Source organism: Sediminicoccus rosea, assembly GCF_033547095.1.
GTDB classification, from domain to species: Bacteria; Pseudomonadota; Alphaproteobacteria; order Acetobacterales; family Acetobacteraceae; genus Roseococcus; species Roseococcus rosea.
The window spans coordinates 3,094,030-3,110,687 of record NZ_CP137852.1 but is presented as its reverse complement, the minus strand read 5'-3'; the positions used below and the strand labels follow the sequence as shown (position 1 = coordinate 3,110,687).

Annotated in this window: 16 protein-coding genes; 4 read left to right on the top strand and 12 right to left on the bottom strand. The window is 70.1% G+C overall.

Features of this window, described 5'->3' with window-relative positions:
* Positions 1–38: 38 nt before the first annotated feature.
* From R9Z33_RS15050 to aroB, 9 genes are all read right to left on the bottom strand, one after another.
* A complete protein-coding gene (locus tag R9Z33_RS15050; RefSeq protein ID WP_318647394.1) occupies positions 39–863 on the bottom strand; it encodes a transporter substrate-binding domain-containing protein in 825 nt (274 codons plus the stop codon).
* Positions 860–1,654 (bottom strand): substrate-binding periplasmic protein, encoded by a 795-nt coding sequence (locus R9Z33_RS15045; RefSeq protein ID WP_318647393.1) that lies wholly within the window; start codon positions 1,652–1,654, stop codon positions 860–862. The genes R9Z33_RS15050 and R9Z33_RS15045 overlap by 4 nt, the downstream gene beginning before the upstream one ends.
* A gap of 2 nt (positions 1,655–1,656) precedes the next feature.
* Positions 1,657–2,985: an ABC transporter substrate-binding protein gene (locus R9Z33_RS15040; protein WP_318647392.1), complete on the bottom strand. Its 1,329-nt coding sequence runs from the start codon at positions 2,983–2,985 to the stop codon at positions 1,657–1,659.
* Positions 2,986–2,990: 5 nt separating this feature from the next.
* Positions 2,991–3,821, bottom strand: coding sequence for a substrate-binding periplasmic protein (locus R9Z33_RS15035; protein ID WP_318647391.1), 831 nt, complete (start codon positions 3,819–3,821; stop codon positions 2,991–2,993).
* Positions 3,822–4,162: 341 nt separating this feature from the next.
* Positions 4,163–5,428 carry a TRAP transporter large permease gene (locus R9Z33_RS15030; protein ID WP_318647390.1) on the bottom strand — a complete coding sequence of 422 codons (1,266 nt, stop codon included), beginning with the start codon at positions 5,426–5,428 and terminating at the stop codon, positions 4,163–4,165.
* The gene (locus tag R9Z33_RS15025) at positions 5,425–5,988 is read right to left on the bottom strand and encodes a TRAP transporter small permease (protein WP_318647389.1); all 564 of its coding nucleotides are present in this window, start codon (positions 5,986–5,988) and stop codon (positions 5,425–5,427) included. Before R9Z33_RS15025 ends, R9Z33_RS15030 begins: the two co-directional genes overlap by 4 nt.
* 87 nt (positions 5,989–6,075) lie before the next feature.
* A complete protein-coding gene (locus tag R9Z33_RS15020) occupies positions 6,076–7,077 on the bottom strand; it encodes a TRAP transporter substrate-binding protein (RefSeq protein ID WP_318647388.1) in 1,002 nt (333 codons plus the stop codon).
* 75 nt (positions 7,078–7,152) lie between these two features.
* Positions 7,153–8,172, bottom strand: coding sequence for an NADP-dependent oxidoreductase (locus tag R9Z33_RS15015; RefSeq protein WP_318647387.1), 1,020 nt, complete (start codon positions 8,170–8,172; stop codon positions 7,153–7,155).
* Complete coding sequence (gene aroB, locus R9Z33_RS15010) at positions 8,169–9,872, bottom strand: 3-dehydroquinate synthase (RefSeq protein WP_318647386.1); 1,704 nt, start codon at positions 9,870–9,872, stop codon at positions 8,169–8,171. The genes R9Z33_RS15015 and aroB overlap by 4 nt, the downstream gene beginning before the upstream one ends.
* Before the next feature lie 54 nt (positions 9,873–9,926).
* Here aroB and R9Z33_RS15005 point away from each other — a divergent pair, with 54 nt between their 5' ends.
* Together R9Z33_RS15005 and R9Z33_RS15000 are read left to right on the top strand one after the other, a co-directional pair.
* Positions 9,927–10,073 carry a hypothetical protein gene (locus R9Z33_RS15005; protein WP_213615244.1) on the top strand — a complete coding sequence of 49 codons (147 nt, stop codon included), beginning with the start codon at positions 9,927–9,929 and terminating at the stop codon, positions 10,071–10,073.
* 15 nt (positions 10,074–10,088) lie between these two features.
* A complete protein-coding gene (locus tag R9Z33_RS15000) occupies positions 10,089–10,976 on the top strand; it encodes a tyrosine recombinase (RefSeq protein ID WP_318647385.1) in 888 nt (295 codons plus the stop codon).
* A gap of 159 nt (positions 10,977–11,135) precedes the next feature.
* Here the strand turns inward: R9Z33_RS15000 and R9Z33_RS14995 are convergent, their stop codons facing one another.
* The 3 genes from R9Z33_RS14995 to R9Z33_RS14985 all read right to left on the bottom strand — a co-directional run bounded on the left by R9Z33_RS14995 (position 11,136) and on the right by R9Z33_RS14985 (position 14,711).
* Positions 11,136–12,500 (bottom strand): hypothetical protein, encoded by a 1,365-nt coding sequence (locus R9Z33_RS14995; protein ID WP_318647384.1) that lies wholly within the window; start codon positions 12,498–12,500, stop codon positions 11,136–11,138.
* A 759-nt stretch (positions 12,501–13,259) separates the two neighbouring features.
* The gene (locus R9Z33_RS14990) at positions 13,260–13,751 is read right to left on the bottom strand and encodes a hypothetical protein (RefSeq protein WP_318647383.1); all 492 of its coding nucleotides are present in this window, start codon (positions 13,749–13,751) and stop codon (positions 13,260–13,262) included.
* Between the two features lie 84 nt (positions 13,752–13,835).
* The gene (locus R9Z33_RS14985) at positions 13,836–14,711 is read right to left on the bottom strand and encodes a helix-turn-helix domain-containing protein (protein ID WP_318647382.1); all 876 of its coding nucleotides are present in this window, start codon (positions 14,709–14,711) and stop codon (positions 13,836–13,838) included.
* A gap of 163 nt (positions 14,712–14,874) precedes the next feature.
* On the opposite strand from R9Z33_RS14985, the gene R9Z33_RS14980 reads away from it, so the two are divergent.
* A complete protein-coding gene (locus R9Z33_RS14980) occupies positions 14,875–16,038 on the top strand; it encodes an amidohydrolase (RefSeq protein ID WP_318647381.1) in 1,164 nt (387 codons plus the stop codon).
* The gene (locus R9Z33_RS14975; protein ID WP_318647380.1) at positions 16,038–16,637 is read left to right on the top strand and encodes a cysteine dioxygenase family protein; all 600 of its coding nucleotides are present in this window, start codon (positions 16,038–16,040) and stop codon (positions 16,635–16,637) included. The genes R9Z33_RS14980 and R9Z33_RS14975 overlap by 1 nt, the downstream gene beginning before the upstream one ends.
* Positions 16,638–16,658: the final 21 nt, after the last annotated feature.

Sequence of the window (16,658 nt, the reverse complement as noted above, 5' to 3'; positions counted from 1 at the left end):
CGCAGGGCCCGGGTGACGCATCCGGGCTGCGCCCCCGCTCAGCGGAAGCGCAGCCCCTCGGGCAGGGGCGAGGCGAAGTAGCGGGCGTGGATGTCGGCCAGCGTGCCGTCCACCCCGCGCAGATAGAGGAAGATGTTCAGGAAGCGCTGCAAATCCGGCTGGCCGAGCTGCGTGGCGAGGCCATAGCTCCAGGAATGCAGCGGCAGTTGCGGCAGGATGTCGAGGTCCGGCCGCGCGAGGCGCAGGTCCCTCAGCTGCCAGTCATAGGTGACGGCCACATCGGCCTCGCCCATCAGCAGCGCCTCCACCGTCTGCGGCGTGCCCGGCGTGAAGAGCGCGATGGCGCCGGGCGGGAGCTGCGCATGCGCCATTTCCGCCGCGACCGTCCCCGCCGACATCGCCACCCGCCGGCCCACCAGGTCGCCCATCGATTCGAGGCGAAGGCCGGAAGGTGCGGCGAAGACCGTGTTCACCCTGCCATGCGGCATGGTGAAGGCGACGCGCCCGATCTGCGGCGGCGCCATCGGCAGGGCGGCTGCCAGCACGTCGCAGCGATCCTCCAGCAGCGCCTCCATCCGCTCGCCGGCCTTCAGCCGCACGAGGCGCAGGCGCAGGCCCATGTCCCGCGCCAGCAGCCGCGCGATCGCGACCTCGGAGCCATCGGGCCGGCCATCGGCGTCGAAGCCGCCCCAGGGCGGCGCGTCCAGCCAGACGCCGATGCGGACCACGCCCTGGTCCCTCACGCGGCGCAGGATGTCCGGCGGCGCCGCGGCCCGCGCGCCGCCGGGCGGTGCGGAGCCGCCCAGGGCGAGACCCGCCAGGGCCAGGAGGTGCCGCCGCCGCGGGCCGGGGGGCGCGCTCACAGCGTCCTCCGCCCGCCCAGGTCGGTGTCGAAGAAGGCGCGGTGCAGCGCCGGCAGCTCGCCCTCCTGCCGCAGCAGGTAGAGCAGCACGTTCACCGCCCGCACCAGGTCATGCTCGCCCGGGCGGAGGATGGCGCAGTGCCAGAACTCGCCCAGGGTGAAGCGCGTGGTGGCCTGCGGCACCAGCCGCTGGATCTCCCGCGCGTGATAGGTGGGCACGATCGCCGCCTCCTTCGCGCCGCGCGCCAGCGCCTCGGCCGAGGCCTGCCAGCTGGGGTAGATCACGGTCCGCTCCTCCTCCACGCCCGCCTCGCGCAGCGTCTCGGCGAAGGAGCGGCCCTCCAGGATGCCCACGCGCCAGGTGCGCAGCTCCGCCATGCCGCTCACCGGCTGCTCGCGCGGCGTGAGCACGACGAGCTGGAAGCGCATGATCGGGTCGCTCAGCAGGGCGCTCATGGCGAGCCAGGTGCTGGCGATGGCCCCGCCCAGCCCCAGGTCGAAGCGGCCCTGCTGCGACAGGCCCAGCATGTCGCCCCGCGGCACCGCGATGAATTCGGCGCGCAGGCCAAGCCCCTCCGCGATGCGCCGGCCGAGCTGCGGCAGGTAGCCGCGCAGGCTGCCGTCGCCACCGCGGGTAGCGGCGACCGTGCCCTCCACCTGCACGCCGAGGCGCAGCACGCCCGCATCGAGCACGCGCCGGAGCGAGCCGTCGGGCGCCGCCCGGGCCGGGGCGGCGAGGGTGGCCGGCAGGCCGGCGAGAAGGGCACGGCGGGCCAGGGGCGCGCGGAGCATGCTCAGTTCCTCGACCGCCGGAGGCCCGTCCAGGCCTCTGTCGCCAGGGTCAGGCCGGCCTGGGGTGCCAGCGTCCCCTGGCACATCGCCCGCCAGAGCGGGTCGGTCAGGGACTGCCAGTTGCCGAACCAGGGCGAGATCGTGTCCTTCGTCCGCACCGCATCGAGCTGCTGGCGCAGCAGCAGGTTGCCGCCCAGGCTCCAGCGCGTGACGTAGTCGATCACCTGCGGGTCCCGGTAGAGCGGCGTCGGGCAGAAGGGCACGCCGGCGCCGAAGAGCATGCGCTTGGCCATGGTGTATTCGCCCGTTTGGTCCCGCCCGCCGAAGGACTCCATGAAGGCGCTGGCGTTGCGCAGCCGTCGCAGATTGCCCGCCGCGGCGGAAGTGAGCGCGTACATCCGCACCCAGCCGCAGGTCTCGTGCCCGGTGGCGTCGCCGCCATTGGGCATGAGCGTGAGGTGGAAATTCCCCGCCTCGGCAAAGCGCGCCGGGTTGTTCAGGAAGCGCATGCGGTAGGTGGGCAGGATGGCGAAGGCATGCTGGCCCTGGCCGAAGGCCTCCAGCACGTCATCCTCGCTCGCATTCACCGCATCGGTGGCGACCACATGCTCATGCAGGATGAGGCGGGCCAGGAATTCCAGCGCGGCGCGCGTCGCCGGGCGCTGCGCCATCACCGGCTCGCCGCCTGCCACGAAGGCGCCGCCGAAGCTGAACACCAGGGTGGAGACGATCTCGATCAGCCAGGGGTCGGCGGCGAGCGGCAGGCCGAGCGGCGCCGCCGAGATCCCCCGCCGGCGCATCACCTGCGCCTGCTGCAGCATCTCGTTCCAGTTCCTGGGCGGCTCCGTGAAGCCCGCGCGCTGCAGGAGGCGCGCATTGTAGAGAAAGCTCATGTGGTCGCTGTAGTAGGAGAGCCCGTATTGCTCGCCGCGGTGGCTCATGCCCTGCACGCAGCTGACGCGCGTCTCGGGCGTGAAGCGCATCAGCGCCGCCACATCCTCGATCGGCCGCACCCAGCCGGCTTCCGCGAATTCCGGCAGCCAGGCGTCGGAGAGCCAGATCACATCGGCGGGCCCCTCGCTGAGCATGCGGGAGAGCAGCGCCGTGCGGTAGCTGCTCCAGGGGAAGTGCTGGTGCGCGACGCGCAGGCCGGTCGCCGTCATGAAGCTCGCGATCTGCGCGCGCAGCGCGGCCTGGATGGGCTCGGTGCTGGTCCAGCTGATGAAGCTGACGGTCTGCGGGTCGGCCGACTGCGCCAGCGCCGGCGCCGCGAGCGCGAGGGAGAGCCCGGTGCCCAGCAGGCTGCGACGCGGAAGGATCTGATGCGGCATCGGCGTCATTCCGGATAAGGCGGGTTGAAGGGGAGGCCCATCTCGCGGCGGAACAGGGCGGCGAGGCTGCCATCGAGCAGGAGTTGCTCGATGGCGAGGTTGACGGCGCGCCGCAGGTCATGCGCCCCGTAGGCGACGGCGCCCCCGAAGGCCGCGCTGGTGATGGCCTGCTGCACGCGCAGCCCCGCGCCCTCGAAATGGACGAGCGCGGAATCGGCCATGACCCGGGTGACGATGACGCCATCCAGCCGCCCCTCCAGCAGGTGCTCCATCAGGAGCCAGGGCGTGGCCACCGGCATCATGCTCGTCAACGCGCCGCGATCGGCCAGCGTCGGCGCCAGCACGGCGAGCGTGCCGAGGCGCATGGCGTCGAGCCGCGGCCGCGCGCGCTCGCCCTCTGGCGGGGTGCGGCCGAGAACGACCAGGTCCATCATGGCGTGTGGCGCGCAGAACATGATCTGGCGCAGCAGGTTGCGTGTCAGCGGCGGCGCGAGGGCCAGGTCCACCGCGCCCGAATTCAGGCGCTGGATGCCGTCGCCCGATTCGCGCGCGGGGAGGAGTTCCGCCCGGACGCCGAACTGCCGTGCGATCTGCCGCGCCAGGGCTTCGTGGAAGCTGTCGCGCATGCGCGGTTCGCCGGGGGCGGGCTGGGGCACGAAGCTGGCCGTCCAGTAGCCGATATTCACCCGCAGCACGCCGCGGCGGACCACCCCGGCGAGGGAGTCATCCACCGTCTGCGCGCTGGCCGCGGCGGGCAGCAGGAAGGCGGCGGCGAGAACGGCGCGGCGCGTGGCCCGTGCGACGGCAGGATCGGTGCCGCAGGGCTGGGGGGGCATCGTGGCTGCAACCTGCCTGCTCATCGCGCTCCCGCCCTTGCCCCTTTCCCCGACCGCGTTCTCTTGCGCATGGCCGCCTCCTGCGGAGCGGTCCGGGTGACTCGACGCCACACAGTGTGGGAGGTTGAAGCGCGCTGCGCGTTGATGCAACGCAAGTGTGATGATCCCGGTGCCGCATGCAGCCGCGCCCCCGGTGCCGTGCGAAGGTCACCATGGGCGCGAATTCGTTTCCTGGCATGGGTCTGGATGTGGTCTCGCCATGCGGATCATCGTCCGGCGCGAGTCCCGCATGCCGAAGGATCTTGGCCATCCTCGCTTGGGCGCCGGCTTCGCGGCGGGCTTCAGCGCACGAGGTAGAGCGTGAGCGCCGGGAAGATGCTGAGCAGGACGAGGACCACCGCCGTCGTCACGCAATAGGGGATGGTCCAGAGGAAGATCTGGCCGGGCTTCATCTTCGTCACCGCCGCCGCGATGAAGAGCGCGATGCCCACGGGCGGCGAGACGAGGCCCAGCACCAGGTTGATCGAGACCACCACGCCGAAATGCACGGGATCGATCCCGTAGATGTCGGTCGCGATGGGCAGAAGGATCGGCACGACCATGATGAGGCCCGGGATGCCGTCGATCACCGTGCCGATCACCAGCAGGATGAAGTTCACCAGCAGCATGAAGGAGACGGGGCCGGTCGCGATGGTCTGGATCCAGGCCGCGATGTCCTGCGGCACCTTGCCGAACGTCAGCACCCAGCCGAAGACCGCCGCCGTCGCGACCATGAAGAGCACCACGGCCGCGTTGCGCCCCGCCGCCAGCAGCATGCGCGGCAGGTCCCGGTCATGGAATTCGCGCGTGACGAAGCGGCCGATGAGATAGGCCGCGACGCAGGCGACGGCGGCACTCTCGGTGGCCGTCGCGACGCCCGTGGTGATGCTGCCGATGATGACCACCGGGATCAGCAGCGTCAGCGCGCCATCGCGCAGCAGGCGCAGGCGATCCCCCCAGCCGAGCGGCCGGGGGGCGGGGAAGGGGCTGACGAGACCCACGCAGAAGATCACGAGGAAGAAGCCCGCCGTCATCATCAGGCCCGGGATGATGCCGGCCAGGAACATGTCGCCCGTCGCCACCCGCGCCAGCACCGCATAGACGACGAACATCATGGAGGGCGGGATGATGGGGGCGAGCAACCCCGCCGAGGCGGTGGTGGCGACCGAAAAGCGGCGGTCATAGCCCTCGCGGTCCATCTCGGGGACGATGACGCGGCTCATGATGGCGATCTGCGCCGCGGCCGAGCCCAGGATGCTCGCCATCAGCGCATTGGCCAGCACGTTGATGTAGGCAAGGCCGCCGCGCACCGTCCCCACGAAGGCGCGGGCGAGGCCGATCAGGCGCGTGGTGATTCCCGCGCCATTCATGATCTCGCCCAGGATGAGAAACAGCGGAATGGCGAGCAGGCCGTAATTCTCGACGCCGCCGAACATCTGGATCGGGTAGGAGCCGAGCAGCACCTGGTTGTTGCTGGCGAAGATATAGGCCGCGGCCGAGAGCCCGAGCACGATGCCGATGGGCGCGCCGATGAAGAGCAGGACGGCGAAGGCGATGCCGGTGATCAAACCTCCGCCTCCTGGCGCTCGGCGAAGGCCTCGCCCGAGCGCATGGCGGCCAGGTCCTCCAGGAGGTTCGCGGTCGCATGCAGGGTGGTGGTGAGCGCGAACCAGGGCATGACCAGGAAGAAGGGCCATTTCGGCAGGTTCACCGTGGTCGGCCGGTCCATGTAGATGCCGTTGTAGTTCACCTCGAAGAAAGCCTGCAGGTTCCAGTTCTGCGCCACCAGGGTGGGCAGGTCGAACCACCACCAGCACAGCACCACCATCAGCACGCCGAAGCCCAGCACCAGCGCATCCACCACCACGCGCGCCGCGTGGCGCAGCCGGTCGGGCAGGGGGTCGGTCAGCAATGTCACCGCGAAATCCATGCGCTGGTGCACCAGCAGCGAGGCGCCGATGAAGCAGGCCCAGACCATGGCGAAGACCGCGGCCTCATCCACCCAGAAGAGCGAATAGTTGATGCTGCGGGTGACGACGTTGAGCAGCACGAGGCCGAGCACGAGGGCCATGCAGATGACCAGCGCGCCCTTCTCCAGCGCCGCGACGGCAAGGCTGATGCGCCGCATCACGAGGATCCGACGGCGCAGGAACCCGCGGTTCCTGCTGCGGGAGTGCGAAGGGGCAAGGCGCCCCCGCAGTCAGTCGAAGCCACCTCAGCCGCGCGGGAAGGCCGCGCGGAGCTGCGCCAGCGCCGGCGCGCGCGGGCCCCAGGCGCGGTCGAACTGCGCCACCGCATCGCCGAAGAATTCCGGCCCGGTGGGGCGGACCTGCATGTTGCTCGCGCGCAGCTGCGCCCCCTGGCGCGCCTCGCGCTCCGGCATCGAATCGCAGAGCGCGTCCAGCGCCTCGGTCATCGTGCCGCGGATCAGCTCGCGGTCGGCCGGTGCCAGCGTCCCGAAGACGCGGGCGGACATCAGGCCCACCGCCGGGAACATGAAGTGGTTGGTGAGCAGCATCGTCCGGCAGAGATCCTGGAACCGGTTGTTGATGATGCTCTCGAAATCCAGGTCCACGCCGTCGATCTGCCCGTTGGACAGCGCCTCGAAGATGGCTGGCAGCGGCAGCGGCGTGGGCGCCATGCCGATCAGGTTGAAGAAGTCGCGCGTCGGCGCGGCCGGGGTGATGCGCACCTTCTTGCCGCGCAGGTCGGCCAGCGTGTTCGTCACCTCGCGCGTGCTGATCTGGCGCATGCCGACCATGCCGTAGCGGAAGCCGACGCAGCCCGTCGCCTGCGGCAGGCCGTTGAGCAGGCCGAGCGCGATCGGGTGGCGGAGCATGCGAACCGCCTCCTCGATGTTGCGCGCGATGAAGGGGGCGAGCAGCGCGCCGAAGGCATCCACGCGGTTGCTGATCTCGGAGACGGTCAGCAGGCTGAGGTCGAGCGCGCCGGTCTGCAGCTGCTGCAACATCGCCGCCTCGTTGCCGAGCTGGCCCGAGGGGAAGAGCGTGACGGTGAAGCGCCCGTTCGAGGCATCGCGCAGCCGCGTGCCCCAGGCTGCCAGCTGCTGGTTCCAGGTGTGCGGCGGCGGCGTGATGAGGCCGAGCCGCAGCTCGCGCGGTGCCTGGGCGCGCGCGTGGTTGGCCGGCAGCGCAAGGCCGGCCGCACCGCCGCCAAGGGCGGCGAGGCTGGCGCGGCGGGTGATGAAACGCGTCATGGTGTCTCTCCGTCCCGGGATAAGGTCAGGCGTCTGTGTGCTTCATGCATGGCAGCATTGCAAGAAGCCGCGCGCTCATTCCACCTTGATGACGAGCTTGCCGAAATTCTCGCCCTTGAGCAGGCCGATGAAGGCGCGCGGCGCCGCGGCAAGGCCCGTCACCACATCCTCGCGCCAGGTGAGCTGCCCGCCGCGGATCAGCCCCAGCATCACCGCGCGGAATTGCGGATAGCGCTGCCAGCCATGGTCGCTGACGATGAAGCCCTGGATGCGAAGCCGCTTGCGGACGACGGGGCCGAGATTGGGCCCGGGCGGCGCGCCGGCGGCATCGGCGCCGGGGGCGATGTTGTACTGCGCGATCATCCCGCACATCACCATGCGGCCGAAATCGCGGAAGCGCGGGAAGACGGCGGCCTGCACATGGCCGCCCACATTCTCCCAATAGACGTCGATGCCGTTGGGGCACGCGGCGTCGAGCTGCGCTTCGAGGTCGCCGCGATGATCGAGGCAGTCGTCGAAGCCCAGCTCATCCTTCACGAAGGCGCATTTGGCCGCGCCCCCCGCGATGCCGATGACGCGCGCGCCGCGCGCGCGCGCGATCTGCCCCGCCACCTGCCCCACCGCGCCCGAGGCCGCGCTGATCACCACCGTCTCGCCCGGCTTGGGCTCGCCGATATCCTCGAGGCCGACCCAGGCGGTCAGCCCCGGCATGCCAAGCACGCCGAGATTGGCCGAGAGCGGCACCTCGTTCACATCCACCTTACGCAGCTTCGCGCCGTCCATGGTACAGAAGCGCTGCCAGCCCTGGCCGCCCATCACCGCATCGCCCGGCGCGAAGGCGGGGTCGTTCGAAGCGATCACCTCGCCCACCGTCGCGCCTTCCATCACGGCGCCGAGTTCGACGGGCTTGGCGTAACTCTTCGCGTCGCTCATCCGCCCGCGCATGTAGGGGTCGAGACTGAGGAAGCGGTTGCGCACCAGCACCTGGCCATGGCCGGGCAGCGGCACTGGCCCCTCGACGATCTCGAAATCGCCCTCCACCGGCTCACCCACGGGGCGACGCTTCAGCAGGACCTGGAGGTTGTACTCGCTCATGGCTCGCAGCCTTCCTCGCTGAGGAGCGCGCGGACCATGGCCTCGGTCACGCCGCTCTCGGTGAACACGTCGCCCGGGGCGCGCAGCAGCACGAAGCGCATCGCGCCGTCGCGCGCCTTCTTGTCGGCCCGCATGCGGGCGATCAGCCGCTCCACGCTGAAGCGGCGGGGCAGGGCGGCGATGCGGTTGGGCAGCCCCACCTCGCGCAGGTGCTCCCGCACCCGGCCCGGCATTTCCTGCGAGCAGAGGCCAAGGCGGGCCGAGAGCTCGGTGGCGAGGCCGAGGCCGATCGCGACCGCCTCGCCATGCAGCAATTCGCCGCCATAGCCGCACTCGGCCTCCAGCGCATGGCCGAAGGTGTGGCCGAGGTTGAGCAGCGCGCGCCCGCCCTCGGCCTTCATCTCGAACTCGTCATCCACGACGACGGCGGATTTCAGCCGGCAGCTCTCCAGCACCGCATAGGCCAGCGCCTCCGGGTCGCCCTGCATGGCGCGTGGGCCCTCGCTCTCGCACCATTCCCAGAGCGGACCCTGCAGCAGCCCGTGCTTGGCGACCTCGGCCCAGCCCGCGCGCAGCTCGCGCGGCGGCAGGGTGCGCAGGGTCGCGGTGTCGGCCAATACCAGCCGGGGCTGGTGGAAGGCGCCGACGAGGTTCTTGCCATGGCTCGTGTTGATGCCGGTCTTGCCGCCGACCGAGCTGTCCACCTGGGCCAGCAGCGTGGTCGGGCACTGCACGAAGGGCAGGCCGCGCAGCACGGCGGCGGCGGCGAAGCCCGCGAGGTCGCCCACCACGCCACCCCCCAGCGCGATGACGGCGAGGCGGCGATCCGCCTTGGCCGAGAGGATGCCATCCACCAGGCGCTCGAACTGGGTGAAGCACTTGCTGGCCTCGCCCGGCGGCACCAGGAACTCGCCGGCCACGGTGAAGCCCGCATCGGCGAGCGATTCGCGCAGCGTCGGCAGATGCAGCGGCGCGACCGACTGGTCGCTGACGATCACGGCGCGCCTGCCTTCCAGCCGCTGCGCCATCTCGGCGCCCGCGCGCCGCAGCACGCCCTCGCCGATCACGATGTCATAGGCGTTGCGGGAGAGCGCCACATGCAGCCGCTCGGGCGGGCGATGCGCGGAGAGAGCCTCGGCCACGCGGCGCGTGGTGACTTCGGGGGGTTCGTCGGAACAGAGCAGGGTCACATCGGCCTCGGCATAGGCGGGGTGGCGGGCGGCCATCAGGCGCTCCAGCACCTCGCGCGGGTCCTGGCCGACGAACATGGGGCGGTGGTCGCGCCCCGCCACGCGGCGCAGCAGGGTGGAGAGGCGGCATTTCAGCCAGAGCGCGGTTGCCCCGGAATCGCGGATGGCGGCGCGGGAGCGCGGGTCCACATAGGCGCCGCCGCCGGTCGCCAGCACGATGGGCTCGCCCGAATTGAGCAGGCGGGCGATGACGCGCCGCTCGCCCTCGCGGAAATGCGCCTCGCCATAGCGGGCGAAGATCTCGGCGATGGGGATGCCGGCGGCCTGCTCGATCTCGGTGTCGGCGTCGCGGAAGGGCAGGCCCAGGCGCGCGGCGAGGCGGCGGCCGATCGAGGACTTGCCCGCCCCCGGCATGCCGACCAGCACGATGCTGTTCTGCGCGGCGCGCGCGGCAGGGCCCTGGAGGGCAGCGCCTGGGGCGGAATCGGGCTGGGCGAGGTTGCGTGACACTGGGGCGAAGGCTAGCACAATCCATGAATCCTGCGAGGGGACGCCCCAGCCATCATGTTCCGCCGCCCGGTGTTGACGCTGTTCCTGTTGCTGCTTTGCGCCGGTGCGCTCGGCCTGCTGGCGCTCGGCGCTTTCCCGCCCGCGGTCACCACCGCCCCGGTGGAGCGCGTGCTGCCCAATGACCGCTTCCAGGTGCGCTGAGGGGGCGCCCCGCCCGTGAATCGCCATCTCGAGGCCTTCCTGGAGATGATGGCGGCCGAGCGCGGCGCCGCCCGCAACACCCTGGAAGCCTATCGGGCCGATCTTGAGAGCGCGCTGGCCTATCTCGAGGGCGACCCCGTGCTGGCGAGCCCCGAGGATCTGCGCGGCTGGCTCGGCAGCCAGTCCATCTATTCGGCCCGGACGCAGGCGCGGCGGCTCTCCTCGCTTCGGCAATTCTATCGCTTCCTGGCGCGCGAGGGCCTGCGCCCCGATGACCCGACCGAGTTGCTGGACGCCCCCAAGGCCCCGGCCCCCCTGCCCAAGGCGCTGAGCGAGGCCGAGGTGCAGCAGCTCATCGCCGGCGCCGCGAAGCTGCCCCCCGCCCAGGCCCCGGTGGCCACCGCTGCGATCGAGCTGCTCTACGCCTCGGGCCTGCGCGTGACGGAGCTGGTGACGCTGCCCGCCGGCATGCTGCGCGCCGAGGAACCACTGGTGACGGTGATGGGCAAGGGCCGGAAGGAGCGCCTGGTGCCGATCTCCCGCCGCGCTCGGGAGGCGGCGATGGCCGCGCAGGAGGGGCTGGTGCCGCGCGGCAAGGGGCGGCTTTCGGCGCGGAAATGGCTGTTGCCCTCACGCGGCGCCAATGGCCATCTGACGCGGCAGGGGGTGGGGCTGCTGCTGAAGCAGGCGGCCATCGCCGGCGGGCTCGACCCTGCCAAGGTCAGCCCGCACGTGCTGCGGCACAGCTTCGCCACCCACCTGCTGGCCCGCGGCGCCGATCTGCGGGCGCTGCAGACTTTGCTCGGCCATGCCGATATCGCGACGACGCAGATTTACACCCGCGTGCTGGAGGAACGGCTGCGGGCGGTGGTGGAGGAGCACCACCCGCTGGCGCGGGGCTGAGCCCTGTCGTCCAGGGTCCAGGCGCCGGCGACTGGAACGTGGCCTCGCCGCTGGCGCTGCCGTGTCACGCCCCGCCGGTGATGGGATTGGCTCGGGTCGTTCTCCTCCATGCCGGGTGACGCATGACGTGGCGTGCGGGAAGGGTGGCCGGGGAGCCTCCTACACCCAGGTCCCGCTTGCGTAGTCACGTGGCGTCTGGCCCACGAAGACCGGTTCACGGCCACAGGCCGCACGCAGGTGCCCCATGAGGCTCGCATGCGCGTTCTTGCGCGCCTGGAACTCCATTCCGATGATCTCGATGCCGTAGTTGAATATGTTGCTGGTCCAGAGGACCGGACGCCCCTCCCGCTGCGCGCTTGGCAGGGCGTTCACCAGCGGCTGCTGATCCCGCAAGATATCCGCCTTCACAAATGAAAAACGAAGCTGCCTGAACTTCATCCAGTGATCGACCCATCCTGCCTCGGAGCCGAAGCTGTTCTTGATCATGGATTGGTACGACAGATCGATATTCACATCGGTGAACTTGTTGGTCTTGTATTCGGATCTCAGCTCCTCAATCACCTGATTGGCGGTGTCGAGAAAGTTCTGGCCGTTCCAGTGCGCGATGAGTCGCTTCTTGAACTCGAGCGTCGCTTGATCCACGTCGTAGAATACGACTTCAGTGTCGGCGTTGAAGCCAAGCTTGTGCAGGATGATGTTGCTCTTGAAGCCACTGGCGACGAATACCGCCAGGCCGACAGCTTCGCCGCTCGGCGGCGGTATGTCGCCATTTCCTTCATTGTTGACGATGTGAATGCCGGATGGGCGGCTGATGCGGAAACGCTTTGCCACCGAGGCAATCCGCGCATCTTCAACCTCCCCCCGCTGGGACGTGTCCCGCAGGGCTTCGAGCATGGCGGCTGAATTCTTTTTCTGCGGGTAGCAGAAGAACTTCCTGCTCCGGAAGTCGGATTTGAAGTTGTCGAACGAGTATCCCAGGCCCGACATGTGGGAGATGAAGTTCCACCCCACCGTCTTTGGCTTCACCTGGATCGGTGGGCCTGAGGCAGGCGCCAGCCACAGCGGCGTGTAGTCATCATGGACATTCTCGTCGCTGCGCCGGACCGGCCGCACCGACTGCTCGGTCGTGACCGTGCCGCCAAAGATGGGCCGCCCATGCTCCTCCCATAGCCTTTTATTCAGCAGCATCACCTGATGATGAAGGCCAAAATAAACCTTGTCGTCCATCAGGTGACCGATGGCCGCAACTTCATCGTTCTCGACCATTTTGGCGAGTATATTCCGCGCAAGCGGAACATTCTGCGCGCTATAGGTGTGTCCGGAAGACTGGATGAAGCACCAGTCAGTCTGGCAGGCTAGAAGAATCTTTTCGATCGAATGGGAGTGATGGATCTCATTATACTTGGATCCCATGATTTTTGAAATGCTGTAGGCGGTGATTCCCGCGAGGCGGGCATCCAGCTCGTCATTCTGGAATTCATTGCGACGCCATATGGCGGCGGAAATCCGAGAAAAATCACCCATGGTTACCGGCGCCCCGAAGATTGATTTAAATCATGATAATTCTTGAGAAATAAATAAGGGAGAATGCATTCGGCGTCAACCATCCTCTGGGCGGGCGCGGCCTTGTTGTGTCCTCCTCCGTCCTTGCCTTGGGGCCGATCTGGGCTGGCTCGAGCGCGATCCCGCCGGCGGGGCAGCCGCCGTGGGGCGCCGCGCTGGCCCGGCTGCGAGCATCGCCAGATGCGCCACCCGAATGGCCCGCTCCGTCGCCTCAGGGGTGGGGGCGAGTGGGCGTCGAGTCGTCGCGGGATGCGCGGCGGCGCGAGGGCCTGGACGGATTGCGGGCGGCGGCCAAGGGCGCAGCCTCCGGCGCGTGCCGGGCGCGGCAACACAATCGGGCCGGCCCAGGGTCCGCGATTCGAGATCCAGGGGATGAGGCGCGCGTCACGGGCGCGGCGGCCGGGCCGTCCGTCGGTGACCGACAGCGCTGCGACGTGCGGGAAGATCGGGCCGCGCGCCAGCCCGGAAGCGGGCGCGGCTGTCGCTTGGCCTCGACGCTGGCGCGTCCCGCGCCAGGCTCGGTGAGAAGGCCCGAGGAGCCCTCGGCGCGGCCGACGCAGGCATCACGCCGCGGAACGCGGCTTCGGTGCCTGCAACCCAGCGGTGCCAGCGGCCGCCGGGCTGTGGTGCCGGCATCCTGAGGAGCCAAGGGGGATGTTCAGGCCTGGGTCACTGCCCGATGGCGGGAGAGCCCCCGCCATCGGCGCAGCGCCGGCGCGATCAGCTTCCGCGCGTCGTCCGCGGCACGCAGACGGCGTTCGAGCCGACATGCGGCAGGAAGCATTCGTCCGTCGGCCCGCGCAGATAGAAGCCGGTGGGCAGGTTCCAGGCCTGGGTGATCTGCACGAAGGCCAGCCCGCGATTGTCGTCCGTGCGCGGGCAGGGGCCGCCGATGCTGAAGGCCGGCGTGACCGGGCCGGAAGGCGAGGAGACGGGCAGGGTGCGCGCCACGCGGCCCTGCTGCAGCACGCCGCAGGAGGCCGCGCCAGGCAGCGACTGCAGCACGCCGTATTCGCCGAAATTGGCCGCGGGACGGATGCGGATGGGCTGCCCGGCGGCGATCTGCGCGTCGGTCGGGAAGGTGATGCGGTTGTTGGGCTGGACCGGCTGGACGGCCGCCGGCGCGGCGGCGGTGGCGGGCGGCGCCGGCGAATCGGCGGCACAGCCGATCAGGGCCAGCGGCGCGACAAGGGCGAGGGGGATCAGACGCATGTGGGGGTATGTCCGTGTGGCGAGCGGACCATCCGCGCGCCGACACGCAAGCCTAGGCGGGGTTCACCGCCCCGCTCAAGACATTCAGCCGCGCGCCTCGCGCACCAGCTGGCGCAGCCGGGCCGCGGCCTCGGCGCCCTTGCGGCAGTCGCGCCACATGGCCTCCGCCACGCGCTGATGCACCGAGACGGCCTCCTCCGCCGCCGTGATGCCGGCGACACCGGCCGCGGCACTCGGCGGGGCATCGGCCGGGATGGGGGAGGTGACGACATGCGCCCGATCCCGCCCGCGCAGCACCATGAAGGGGGCGGAGGGCTGGATTCCGGTGGCCAGGCCAAGCTGCAGGCCGATCGGCACCGTCTCCATGATCACGGCCATCGCCTCGCACTCGATCGCCGCCGCCTCGCGCGCACGGGAGCGCGAGGCCTCGGGGATGGTGAGGCCGCCGGCGACGCCCTCATTCAGGAAGGTGACGATGGCCGATTCGCTCAGCACCGCGATCACGCTCGGCCGCTTCTGCGTATAGAGCCGCTTGCGCGCGGTGAGCGCGCCCAGCGCCTGCTCGATCAGGGAGATGGCGACGGTGCGGTCGGGCCCGGCGGGAACGGCCTGGGTCCAGGCCTCGGCCAGCGCGCCTTCCAGCGCCTCGCCCGTGATCTGCCAGCAGAAGGCGCCGCCGACGAGCAGGACCTGGTCCGCCTGCTCCTCGAGGCCCCGCAACCGCTCCTGGAAGGCGGCGGGGCGGGCGAAATACTCGATGCCGATGCCCAGCAGCGAGAGCGGCGAGACCTTGAGCAGTTCCGCCAGGCGGCGGATCGTCTCAAGCTTGATGACTTCGCCCTTCTCGTAGCGATAAAGGGCGGCGCGGGAGACACCCAGGCGGGCGGCGATCTCCTCGGCGCGCATGCCGGATTCCATACGGTAGGCGCGGAGTTGTTGACCGATGTCAGCGAACTTCATGGGAATCTGCCTCGTTGCTCGGCGTGCTGCAACCACAGGGTGGTAAGGCTTTAAAGATACAACCTTTGCAAACGAGATCAAGCGTCATCACCGAAGAATTGCCTCAAAAAACGCGACAGGGCGGCAGTTACGCCGCGCCGCGCTTTCTGGCTAGATTGCCCGCATGAATCCAGATCTCCAGTCCCGACTCACCCTCTGGCGCCGCCATCTCCACGCCAATCCCGGCCTGACCCTCGATGAGGGCGAGACCGCGGCCTTCGTGGTCGAGAAGCTGAGGGAACTGGGCGTCACCGAGATCGAGACCGGCATTGGCGGGCATGGCGTGGTGGCGACGCTGCGCCGCGCGGCCACCGGGGCGGGCGGCAACCGCAGCGTGGGCCTGCGCGCCGACATGGATGCCCTGCCCATCCAGGAACTGGACGAGACGCTGCCCCATCGCAGCCGCAAGCCCGGCGTGATGCATGCCTGCGGGCATGACGGCCACACCACGGCCCTGCTGGGCGCCGCCGCCCTGCTGCTGGAGGACCAGAGCTGGTCCGGCACGGTGCGCCTCGTCTTCCAGCCGGCCGAGGAAGGTGGTGGCGGCGCCCGCCACATGATCCGGGACGGGCTGTTCCAGCGATTCCCGATGGACCGCATCTTCGGCTGGCACAATTGGCCGGGGCTGGAGGCGGGGCACATCGCCATCCATGAGAAGGCGGTGATGGCCGCCGGCTCGCGCTTCGACATCGTCTTCGAGGGCCATGCCGGCCACGCCGCCCTGCCGCACATGACGCGCGACCCCATGCTGGGCGCGGGCCATGCCATTGTGGCGCTGCAATCCATCGTGGCGCGCGGGGTGGACCCGCTGCAATCGGCCGTCGTCAGCGTGACGATCGCCGAGGCGGGTTCGGCCGGCAACCAGATCTCCAGCCGCGCCCGGCTGCATGGCACGGCGCGCTGGCTGGATGAGAGCGTGGGCGAGCTGATCGAGGCCCGCATGCGCGAGATCGCCCACGGCATCGCGGCCGCCTTCGGCCTGACCGCCGAGGTGGAGTTCCGCCGCGGCGTGCCCGTCACCGCCAACCATCCGGCCGAGCGCGAGACCGCCGCCGCGGCGGCCGCCAGCGTCACCACCATCCGCCGCGACCTGCCGCCGGCCATGACGGGCGAGGATTTCTCCTGGTTCCTGAACGAGGTGCCCGGCGCCTTCGTCTGGATCGGCAATGGCCCGGCCGATGGCGGGCGCGAATTGCACCACCCGGCCTATGACTTCAACGATGACGTGCTGCCGGCGGCCTCGAGCTACCTCGCCGCCGTCGCCAAGCGCTCCCTCGGAGGCGAATGATGCCCGATATCTCCCGTCTGCGCCGTTTCATCCAGGCGATGACGCGCCTGGCCGACCAGAACCCCAGCGAGGCGCGCTGGCTCGCCGAGGGCGAGGCCCTGCTCGCCGAACTCATCGCCCATGACGACTGGCTGCCCGAGGCCCTGGCCGAGCCCGGCCCGACCTACCGCCAATACCTGCTGCATTGCGACCCGCTGGAGCGCTTCTCGGTGGTCAGCTTCGTCTGGGGCATCGGCCAGCGCACGCCGGTGCACAACCACAAGGTCTGGGGCCTGGTCGGCATGCTGCGCGGCGCCGAGGTCAGCGTCACCATGCACCCCGAGCCCGGCCGCCCGATGCGCGAGGGCCAGGTGGACCATCTGAGCCCCGGCCAGGTGGTGGGCGTGGGCTCGGGCGAGGAGGATGTGCACTGGGTGGAGAACGCCATCCCGGACCGTCCCTCCATCTCCATCCATGTCTATGGCGGCAATATCGGCGCAATCGAGCGCCACACCTTCGACCCCGCGACGAGCGCGAAGAAGCGCTTCGTCTCGGGCTACACCAACACGGTGGTGCCCAATCTCTGGGACCGCTCGATGGAAATGACGGCCGGAGCCTAGGGGGGGGGCCACCCCCGCCGT